This window comes from Flavobacterium limicola (genome assembly GCF_003634755.1).
GTDB classification, from domain to species: domain Bacteria; phylum Bacteroidota; class Bacteroidia; order Flavobacteriales; family Flavobacteriaceae; genus Flavobacterium; species Flavobacterium limicola.
This window is the reverse complement of the sequence record NZ_RBXA01000002.1, coordinates 38377-50202: the sequence shown is the minus strand read 5'-3', so window position 1 is coordinate 50202 and position 11826 is coordinate 38377. Positions and strand designations below refer to the sequence as shown.

4 protein-coding genes are annotated in these 11826 nt (G+C 34.3%); 3 read left to right on the top strand and 1 reads right to left on the bottom strand.

From position 1 onward, the window contains the following. The 3 genes from BC952_RS07510 (at position 1) to tamL (ending at position 9207) form a co-directional block, all read left to right on the top strand. Positions 1 to 1683: a Na/Pi cotransporter family protein gene (locus tag BC952_RS07510; protein ID WP_121365021.1), complete on the top strand. Its 1683-nt coding sequence runs from the start codon at positions 1 to 3 to the stop codon at positions 1681 to 1683. Positions 1684 to 1849: 166 nt separating this feature from the next. Continuing rightward, entirely contained in the window at positions 1850 to 6826 is a 4977-nt protein-coding gene (locus tag BC952_RS07505; RefSeq protein WP_121365523.1) for a translocation/assembly module TamB domain-containing protein, read from the top strand. Between the two features lie 86 nt (positions 6827 to 6912). Then, entirely contained in the window at positions 6913 to 9207 is a 2295-nt protein-coding gene (tamL, locus tag BC952_RS07500) for a translocation and assembly module lipoprotein TamL (protein WP_121365020.1), read from the top strand. Between the two features lie 73 nt (positions 9208 to 9280). Here tamL and BC952_RS07495 read toward each other — a convergent pair whose 3' ends face one another. Then, positions 9281 to 11788, bottom strand: coding sequence for a M14 family metallopeptidase (locus BC952_RS07495; protein WP_121365019.1), 2508 nt, complete (start codon positions 11786 to 11788; stop codon positions 9281 to 9283). Positions 11789 to 11826: the final 38 nt, after the last annotated feature.

The following is an 11826-nucleotide window of genomic DNA, read 5'->3' as shown; positions in this document are numbered from 1 at the left end:
ATGGAGACGTTAAATTCAATACTAAAACTGGCTGCTGGCATAGGCTTATTCCTTTTTGCCATGTATCTGGTGGAGGAATCCCTAAAGAATCTTTCCGGCAGAAGTTTCAAACTATTTTTGCAGCGCATTACAAAAAATAATATCGGTGCTGTAGCTGGTGGGACAATCGTTACTGGTGTCCTTCAGAGCAGTTCCATGGTTTCATTGATGGTTTTAGCTTTCGTAGGTGCCGGTGTTTTTACGATGAAAAATGCGATGGCTGTTATTCTGGGTGCCAATCTAGGAACAACAATAGCCAGTTGGCTGGTGGCCACTATTGGCTTTAAAACAGACATTGAAGTGATTGCTTATCCAGCCGTTTGTTTAGGTGGTTTTCTTCTTATTCTGCTTGGAAATCGTAAGAAAATCAAGTACGCATCTTATTTTCTTCTCGGTTTTGGCTTAATTTTTATAGGACTTTCTTTCATGAAAACGGCGATGGAATCTCAGGCACAGTATTTTGATCTTTCGAAATATGCATCCATGCCAATGATTATTTTCCTGCTCATTGGCTTCTTAATTACGTTGATTGTTCAATCAAGTTCCGTAACCATGGCGCTGACGTTGAGTGCGCTCAACGCTGGAGCTATAGGTTTTCCAATGGCTGCTGCAATTGTACTGGGCAGCGAAACCGGAACTATAATTAAGATTTTGGTAAGTGCCATAGGTGGAAATGCATCCAAAAAACGAGTGGCATTGGGTAATCTGTTATTCAATATCTTCATTACTGCCATTGCTTTTGCTTTGCTGAAACCCATTCTGCTACTGATCACTGATGTCATAAAAATCAAAGATCCACTCATTGGCATAGTTACCTTTTCCAGTTTGATTAACTTACTGGCAATTGTATTGTTTCTTCCTGTTTTAGATTTATTCACAAAATTTTTAGAGCGTTTTTTTAAAAATACCGATAGTTCTGCTGCGGCATTTATAGGGCATGCTTCAATCGCTGAAACTGAGACCGCTTTAGATTTATTTCAAAGAGAAACAAAATATTTTATTCATAATTCGATGCTCTTTAATTTGGAATTATTTGCAATTAATACATTGTCTTTTAGAGAAAATAGTGCTTTCAAGGATATTGATGAGGAAAAAAAATTCTACTCAAAAACTGAAGAAGAAAAATATCAATTTCTCAAACAATTGCAAGGCGAGATTCATGCCTTTTATTTGAAACTGAGAACAAAATTACAAGATGAAGAGCAAGTAGAACTCAACCAAATGATTTCAGCTGTACGAAGTTCTATGCATGCCGTAAAAAGTGTCAAAGACATTGGAACCAACATTATGGACCTCAGAAATTCCTCAAAAGACATTAAATATAATTTTTTTATGCACCACAAAAAAGAAACTGAAAATTTATACCTTCAACTGAATGCTTTCCTGCTGCAGGATAAAAAAGCAAACTTTGAAGAACTGCAAAATATATTTAATTCCATTCAGAACAACTACAGTTCCGCTCTGAATAATTTTTACACTGAAGCCCAACAAACAGCAATAGAAAATATTGATATTACAACTGTAATTAACTTTAATCGAGAACTTTTTACTTCAAATAAAGCAATGCTTATGGCCATTAAAGAAATTGTATTGGATGAAAAACTAGCAGAGAATTTCAATGAAATTCCTACGTATAAAACATAAATTAAGCATTCAAAACAGTAATTGCAATCCAAAAATTTTACAACACTATTTTGAAATTTTGTAAAATATTTCATTAAAAAAATCAAACCTTTGTTGCAAATTCTGTTTGGGAGTAAAATTGCAATTTTGATTTAAATTGGTTATTTTTAACCAAAAAATACATCATTTGAAAAAATATTTAAAGAAAAGTTTACACGTTTTCCTTTGGATAATGGGATCAATACTCCTATTGTTCCTAATACTACTTGTGGCTATTCAAATTCCCTCCGTTCAGAATTATGCCAAAGATAAAGCAGTAACGTATCTGGAAGGGAAAATCAAAACCAAAGTGAGGGTTGATAGTCTTGCAATTGAGTTTCCTAAAAAAGTAATTCTCCAAGGTGTCTATTTTGAAGACCAAAAAAAAGACACTCTTTTTGCAGGTGAAAAATTAGCTGCTGACATCAGTTTGTTTCAATTGATAAATAATAAAGTCGAAATCAATTCCTTAGAATTAGTAGGGATTTCAGCTAATTTAAATAGAGATTCCAAAGCTATTTTTAATTTTGATTACATCATAAAAGCATTTGCTTCGCCAGAAAAACAAAAGAGTGATTCGCCACCCATGCAGTTTTCTGTAGAAGAAATAATGCTTGACCGCATCCAATTTAAGTATACTGATGCCGTCACAAAAAATGATATTTATGCCAATCTAAAGCATTTTGAAACGAAAATTAAAACTTTCGATTTAAATGAAATGAACTTTGAAATTCCAAAAGCAAAAATCAATGGATTAAAGTTCAAATTAAAGCAAGGTTTGGTTCAAATATCCAATGCGACTAAAGTGGCAGCAATAAAAAATGAACCGGAATCCATCTTAAAATTAAAATTAGGTGAAATTGATTTAGCAAAAATTGATTTCGATTATAAAAGTGAGGAAACTAAACTTTCCACAAATTTTTATTTAAAAAAACTGCTCGCCAAAATTGATAAAATTGACCTTAACAATCAATTCGCAATTATAGAAAGTCTTGATTTAACGGGTGTAGAAGGTGCTTTAACTTTTGATAAATTAGATATAATCAAACCTAAAAAAGAAGCTGTAAATGCCGAATCGAACAATTGGGATGTCAAAATAAACAAAACGGAATTCAAACGGGTAAATTTCCGTTATGACAATAATACTATTGCAACAGTTCAAAAAGGAATCGATTACAACCATTTGAATATTACCAATTTAAATTTGCAAGTAGATTTATTGAATTACAATCCCGAAAACATTTCAGGAATTGCCAATTCATTAACCGTCAAAGACAAAAGCGGTTTGAACATTCAATCCTTTAATGCAGAATTTTTCTATGGTAAAAAGAATGCTTTTCTTAAAAAATTATATTTAAAAACACCTCAAACGGAACTGAAAGATGAAATTAGAATTGGATATCCTTCCATTGCATCTTTAGCCAAAAATCCGGGAGAATTAGGACTTATTGCTAATTTGAAAAAAAGCAAATTGGGAATTAAAGATATTATGCTTTTTGCTCCAACGCTAGTCAATGTAAATCCATTTATGAGCAATCCAAATGCAATATTGCTGGTTAATGGAACTGTAAAAGGAAAATTAAAAAACATTGAATTCCCATCTATCGAGATTAGCGGCATTGGAACTACAAAAGTAGCGGCAAGCGGCAGAATCATAGGTTTGCCAGATGTAAACAAAGCTTATTTTGATTTGAATATTAAAGATTTACAATCCGGTTCGAAAGATTTTGTTGGCTTTTTGCCCAAAGGAACCATTCCTAATTCGATTCAGTTGCCGGCAAAATTCAGTGCCAAAGGAATTTTTAAGGGAACCATTGCTAATTTCAATACTAATCTGAATATTGCAAGTAGTTTTGGAAATGCAAAAATCAAAGCTACATTCGACCAAAGCAGAAAAAATTACGAGAAATACGATGCTCAAACGGAACTTACTAATTTTGATTTAGGGAAATTTATCAAAAACGACTCCATTGGAAAAGTAACTTTAAAAGCCAACATAAAAGGAACTGGATTTGATCCAAAAACAGCAACCGCATCATTAAATGGAACTATTCTAAAAGCGTATTATAATAAATATACGTACCAAAATGTAGCTGTAAAAGGAACTATTCGCAACGGAAATTTCAATGCAACTGCTTTGGCAAAAGATCCTAATCTGACTTTTGACTTAGTGAGCAGTGGCAGTTTTAAAGACAAATATCCTACCGGAAAACTAAAACTGAATGTGGATATCGCTGATTTGGAAAAACTGAATCTCCACGCTGGCCCGTTAAAAATAAGAGGTGTTGTAGATGCTGATATTCAATCGGCAAATCTCGATTACCTCAACGGAACGGTATATGCGCACAACATTACCATCGTAAATGCAAAAGAAGAATTTGTAATTGATTCCATTAGTGCAGTGGCAACATCTACTTCTGAAAAGAATACATTCGTGTTGAAATCTCCGTTTTTGGATGTGGATGCAAACGGAAAATACAAGTTATCAAAAATAGCGACTGCTTTGTCAAATTCTATTTCCAAGTATTATGACAGTAAACCAAATTCAAGAAAAACAGCTGTGGAAAAACAAGAATTTGTTTTTAAAATTGGCGTAAAAGACAGTCCAATTCTATTAAAACTGATTCCTGAATTGAAAAGTCTGGAACCTATTAATATACAAGGAAGATACAACTCTGTTAACGATTCTATTGTTTTGAATGGTACAATTCCAAAATTAATTTATGGTGAAAACATCATTACAAACGCTGTTCTCAAAGTAGATACCAAAGACAATTCCCTTGTTTACAATTTTGTTGTTGATGACATTCAAAACAAACAAATTCAATTGCCCCACACCAGCATTTCTGGCAAAGTGCAAAATAATATTGTGGATTATACGGTGCAATTAAAAGATTCAAAAGACAAAGAAAGATACTTAATTGCAGGAACATTAAAAGCTAGCAACGGAAACAACGATATCAATCTTGATCCAAATAATTTGTTGCTGAACTATGAATCTTGGAAAATAACACAAGATAATTTAATTCGCTTTGGCAAAAAAGGAATCTATGCTGATAATTTCGAATTGAGTAAAGACGGAAGTAAAATTCTGATACAATCACAATCTCAGGGAGCAAATGCACCTATCGCGATTGATTTCAAAGATTTTGACATAAAAACAATTACCAGCATCGTTGAAAAAGATGATTTGCAAATGAGTGGTAAAATCAATGGAAACGCATTGGTCAAAAATATAAGTACCACTCCTCTTTTTACTTCAGATTTGAATATTGAAAATTTTACTTTCAAAAAAGATACAATCGGAAACATCAGTATCAAAGTAAATAATGCGATTGCGAGTCAATATGATGCCGTAATTGCCATTACAGGTCAGGGAAATCAAGTCAATTTAGAAGGAAATTACAAGACGACTAACAGCAGTTTTGATATGAATCTCGACATTGATAAATTGAACTTAAAAAGTATTCAGGGCTTTACATTAGATAACATTACTGAAAGCACGGGATTCTTGACAGGGAATTTTAAAATAACAGGAAATACGACCCAACCCAAAGTAGTTGGCGAATTACAGTTCAATGAAATTGGTTTCAAAGTGAAGCAGCTTAATGCAAAATTCAAGTCTTTAAACGATAAAATTGTATTTACGCCAAATGCCATTCTTTTTGACAATTTCATTATAAAGGATGAAAAAGACAATGATTTAGCCATCAACGGAAAGATTGACAGTGCCAATTTCAGCAATTTTGGTTTTGATTTAGCCATCGATGCTGATAATTTCAAAGCCGTCAATTCTAAAGCAAAAGACAATGATTTGTATTATGGTGAATTGTACTTGGACAATCATTTGCAACTATCCGGAAATTTAGACAATCCTATTGTAGAAGGAAATATCAAAATTAATAAAGACACTAAATTCACTATTGTTTTACCACAATCAGATCCGTCAATTGCTGACAGAGAAGGAATTGTAGAATTCATTGACCAAGACAATCCAAAATTAGTCGAGACCATCGTGATGGATGAATTAAATAGTGAAATGGATATCAAAGGAATCAATGCTTCGGTAAATATTGAGATTGATAAAGACGCCGAATTATCATTGGTTATTGATAAAGCTAACGGGGATTTCCTAAAATTAAAAGGAGAAGCGCAGTTAAACGGCGGTATTGATCCATCAGGAAAAACAACTTTGACCGGAAGATATGAATTATCTGAAGGAAGCTATGAAATGAATTTTAATGCGATCAAAAGAAAATTCGACATCAAAAAAGGAAGTTATATCCTGTGGACTGGAGAGCCTACAACTGCTGATGTTAATGTTACCGCGATTTATAAAACAGAAGCCGCGCCAATTGACTTAGTTAATGACCAATTAGGAGATGTAACTGCCGAAGTGAGAAATACCTACAAACAAAAGCTACCTTTTGAAACCGTATTGAAAATGACTGGCGAATTAATGAAACCAACCATTGCTTTTGATATTGTTATGCCTGATGGGAATAATAGCGTTTCAACAGAAATTATCAACACTACACAAGCAAAATTGACCCAATTACGTCAGCAACCGGATGAATTGAACAAACAGGTTTTTGCTTTACTGCTGTTGAATCGTTTTATTGGAGAAAACCCATTTGCCAGTGAAACCGGAAGAACAAGCGTTTCGTCACTAGCAAGAGAAAGTGCCAGTAAAATTTTGTCGCAACAACTCAATAATTTGGCGGGTGATTTAATTGAAGGGGTAGAACTGAATTTTGATTTGAATACTTCCGATGATTATACCACTGGTCAACGAGAAAATAAAACCGATTTAAGCGTAGGAATTTCAAAGAAATTATTGAATGACCGATTGAAAGTAACTGTAGGAAGCAGCTTTGGAATTGAAGGTCCGCAACAAGTGAATCAAAACGCTAATAATATTGCAGGCGATGTTTCACTAGATTACCAACTATCAAAAGATGGAAGGTATAAAATGAGAGTATACCGAGTGAACAAATACCAAGTGGCACTGCAAGGCGAAGTGGTTGAAACCGGAATCGCTTTCATCATTACTTTGGATTACAACAAATTCAGTGAATTGTTTCGCAAAAGTGAAGCAAAAAAAGCAAAGCAAAAAAATAAATAAAAGTTTTTAAACCATTAAGAAATTAAGAAAATAGAACAATTTATTTTTCCTTAATGGTTTAATTTTTTTAATAAATACTAAAATTGATGAACAAGAGCCATTTACTATATTTTATTTTTTTAGGATTGTTCATTTCCTCGTGCAGCAATACCAGATTTTTGCCTGAAGGAGAACTGTTATACACTGGTGCAAAAGTAACCGTAGAAGGAAAAGAAGTCTCTAAAAAAGAAAAAAAGGCATTAAAAACGGCATTAAAAGAAGTGGTTAGACCAAAACCTAATTCCTCGATTTTGGGATTAAGACCTAAACTATATATTTACAATCTGGCTGGGACGCCAAAGAAAGAAAAAGGATGGCGCTACTGGTTGAGAACTAAAGTCGGCGAAGCACCCGTTTTATACAGTCAAGTGGACTTAGAATACAACAAAAGTGTTTTGCAAAATTTTGCTGAAAACAGTGGCTATTTCAACACAAAAACATCGGCAGATTCAACCCGACATGGTAAAAAAGCAACCGCAGAATATAATGTCAAACCCGGAAAACAATATAAAATTAAAGAAGTAAAATTCCCTACGGATTCCTCCATAATTTCGACTGCAGTTCGCAATACCAGACGTAGAAGTTTGTTAAAAAAAGAAGAAGGCTACAGTCTTGATGTCATCAAAGAAGAAAGAATTCGCATCGACGCCAGACTGAAGGAAAAAGGATTCTTCTATTTCAATCCGGATTATCTTAAAGTACAAGTGGACACAACTGTTGCAGATCATCAGGTGGATCTTATTGTAAAAGTAAAAGAGGAAGCTCCAAAACTGGCAGAGACGCCCTATAAAATTAATAAAATAATCGTTTATCCAAACTATTCTATTGGCGCTGACAGTGTGAAAACCAATATGGATTCCATCAAAAAATACAATGATTTAACCATTATAGACCATGAGAATTTATTTAAACCACGAATTTTTGATCGAGCGCTATATTTCAAAAAGGAAGATTTATACAACCGTACCGATCATAATTTGTCTTTGAATAGATTAGTAAATCTGGGAACTTTCAAATTCGTGAAAAATCAATTCAGGGTTTCTGATACTACAGGAAATTATCTGGATGCTTATTATTATCTGACGCCATTACCCAAAAAATCGCTTCGTATGGAAGTATTGGCAAAAACCAATTCTGCCAATTACACAGGAACCGAACTGAATGTAAACTGGAGCAATAGAAATGCATTTAGAGGAGCCGAATTGCTAACTATTTCTGCTTTTGGAGGTGTTGAGGTACAAGTTTCCGGGCAAAATAATGGATTTAACGTATACCGCATTGGAACCGAAGCAAATTTAGTTTGGCCAAGATTAGTAGCGCCTTTTAAACTAAATTCTCCAAGTGGTTTTGTTCCAAAAACGAAGGCAACATTAGGATATGAGTTCCAAAACAGAACCAAGTTATACTCGCTGCAAACCTTCAAAGGTTCGTTTGGTTATTTATGGAAAGAAAATGAACGAAAAGAGCATTTATTCAATGTTACTGAGATTACCTACGCCAGTCCGCAAAATGTAACTCCGTTGTATCAAGAGCAAATTTTGGCCAATAAATCTTTAGAAAAGGTGATTGAAAAGCAATTAATATTTGGACCAACTTACTCCTACACCTACACAAATACTTTAGAGAGAAGAAAGAAAAACACATTCTACTATAAGGGAACCATCGATTTAGCAGGAAACATTGCCGGATTAACTTCCGGAGCAAATATTCAAAAAGGAGATACCATCAAACTATTTGATGTTCCATTTAGCCAATTTATAAAAATAGAAAACGATTTCAGACATTATTATAAATTGGGCCCCGATTCCCAACTGGCCAGCCGAATTATTGTAGGTGCCGGATTTGCTTACGGAAACTCAGCTGAAATGCCATTTATCAAGCAGTTTTTTATTGGTGGGACTAATAGTTTAAGAGCCTTTCGTGCACGTTCCATTGGCCCTGGAAGTTTTGATAGTGCTTCTTCAAATACCAATACTTTTTTACCAGATCAATCAGGTGACTTCAAACTAGAATTCAATACTGAATACCGTGCAAAAATATATGGTTTAGTAAAAGGCGCTTTATTCCTGGATGCAGGAAATATATGGTTACTAAAAGAAAATACCGATAAACCCGGTGCAAAATTATCAAAAAAATTCCTGAATGAAATTGCCGTTGGAGCCGGAGCAGGATTACGTTTCGATTTCTCATTTCTGATTTTGAGAACAGATCTTGCCTTCCCAATCCGGAAACCGTATTTGCCCGATGGCGACCGTTGGGTATTAGATCAAATCAATTTTGGAAGTGGTTCTTGGCGCAAAGAAAATTTGATTTTCAACTTGGCCATTGGTTATCCTTTTTAAAACAACAGATACAGTAATAACAAAAAAAGAGCACGAATCATCGTGCTCTTTTTTTATGATAAATAATCGATCTTTAATCTACCAAAAATAATGCATTGCTAAACAATAAATTTCCATTTTCCCAAAATCCTCTGAATAATGGATTGTCTACCATATAAATTACAGAACCATCGCCTTTTGATTCTACTGCAAAACTTACTGTATTATTCAATTTCTTTTTGATTTCATTACCAACAAAACCATAGCTTTTATAATCTTTAGGAACATAAACAACATTAGTTGCTTTCTTCAACAAAGAATAATGTCTGTCATCTGTTTTTAGACTAAAATATTTATCGCCTAAACCAAACGACATTGGATGTGTTTTATTCAGAAGATTTTCGATGATGGCACCCGGAATCGATTTAGAAATATACCTACGCTCTGAATCCTGAAAATCCAGAAAACGTTCTTTCAATTCTTCTTCTTCGGCCTCTTTCTCGGAACTTAATTTATCTTCTTCAGTTGCAAAAGGACTCAACGCATATCCTTCTTTAGCCTCAAAAAGAGTAAGCGCACTATTCATTGCAATTACTTTTCCGCCATTTTTAATCCATTCTCCTATTTTCTTTTGTTGGTCTTCTGAAAAATCGTAATATCCATCAGCCATAATAAGCGTGTTATAATTGAAAAGGTTTAATCTGTTAAAATTACTTACCTCAACCACGCTCACCGGATATCCAATAGTTTCTTCCATATAATACCAAGCAGCGCCAAACTCTGTAGAACCAACTCCTTTTCCTGATAATAAGACGACTTTTGGTGCATTTAATAAATTGAAATTTTCACCACCAACATCTTTAGAATTAGATGAAAATCCCGTAGCTATATAATTATAATCGGTTTTTATTTTAACCATTTCGCCAATCGTTTTTTCAAAATCTACTACTTTTGGATTATCGGCTTTGGTTACAATTAAACCACCCGGCTCCACTATTACATCGCCAAAAACAGCTTTTTTCATTGCCGACCTAACTTTGATATTATTTTGGTGCAACAATGACAAAACCTGAGCTGAGATTCTGTTATTCCAAGGAATATGAAATGCATATACATTTTGAAGAATTCCTTTTTCTTGCACTTCAATTGATGCTTTTGTTTTGATAGCCAAACTGTTTTTCAATGCATAACCTTCAACTCCATACGCCAATGGCAAAGCCCAAGACGTAATATCATATGATAAACTGTCATTCAACTTTTGATTTGGTTCAAAAAGTACTTGAGCGAAAACAGCTTTTTGTTGGTCTACTTTTACAATTAAATCATTCGGTTCAATCGTAAAAGCTTTCTCAGTTTTGGTATTATAATTAAATCCAGATGCTTTTTGACTGGCATCAGCATAACTGAATTCTACATTGTTTTTTTTCAACAAATCCGCCATTTGAATCAGCTTCGGATTGTTTTTCATCACGTAAATTTTATAATTTCCCTTCACTGTTTTTCGGGAATTATTCATAAAACCTCTGAATCCTTTCAGCAAAACATCCGCTTGTGCCGCCGCAGATTCAACCACGGTCAAAACTGCCGTTGCATGATGTGTTAATCGGTCTTGTATTGTAAGGGTTATTCCGTTACTCATTGTAACTGCTCTCCCCGCGCCTATTCCTCCTTGTTCCATCGTCATTCCTACAGCACCATTATACGTAGGATACGTGTCGCCATAACTTGGATAAAACAAATCAAAACGTTCGCCGGTATTGTACATCCAGTTTTGAGCATCAAATTTTTTGGAAATATTTTTACCTAAAGTGTAATGAAAATCTTTCTGGTATTTCTCGATATATTCGTGCAAAGGTTCCGCTGATGGTGGAAAAAAATACGGAGAATCGTATCCCATTTCGTGTACATCAGTATGAACTTGCGGCATCCATTGGTTGTACAACGCTATACGCTGCTGGGTTTCCGGTTGCGTTTGCCAAGCCCAATCTCTATTTAAATCAAAAATATAATGGTTGTATCTTCCGCCTGGCCAAACTTCCATGTGCTCTCTGTCTGATAAATCCGGATGCGTTTTTTTTCCTGAAATTTCTCGTAACCAATTCCCGTATCTGGAATATCCGTCTGGGTTGATACACGGATCAAGGATTACAATCGTGTTCTCTAACCACTTTTTGGTTTCAGCATTCGAAGGATTTACCAATTCGTAAGCTACAGTCATCGCACTTTCGGTTCCTGCAAATTCATTTCCGTGAACATTAAAACTCAACCATACAATTAACTTATCACCAATCATTTGAGATTTATTTTGGGACAAACCAATTGCTGCTAAATTGTTATTTCTAATTTGTTCTAAATTAGCTAAATTATCTGGACTGGAAATAAAATATACATTCAAATCTCTTTGTTCCGGAGTCACTCCATATTTTTGGTGTTTGATTAAATTCGATTTTTCCGTAAGGTGCTTAAAATAATTTTCAGCCTGATGGTAGTAGGTTATTTGTTTTCCGTAATTAGGCAAAAACTGCGAAGGACTTTGCACTTGTGAATGAACACTGAGCACCAAAGTCAGCATTAGATAAAAAGAAAAAACAGTCTTTTTCATATTTTTTTGGAGTTAGTTATGCTTCAAAAATAGCCATT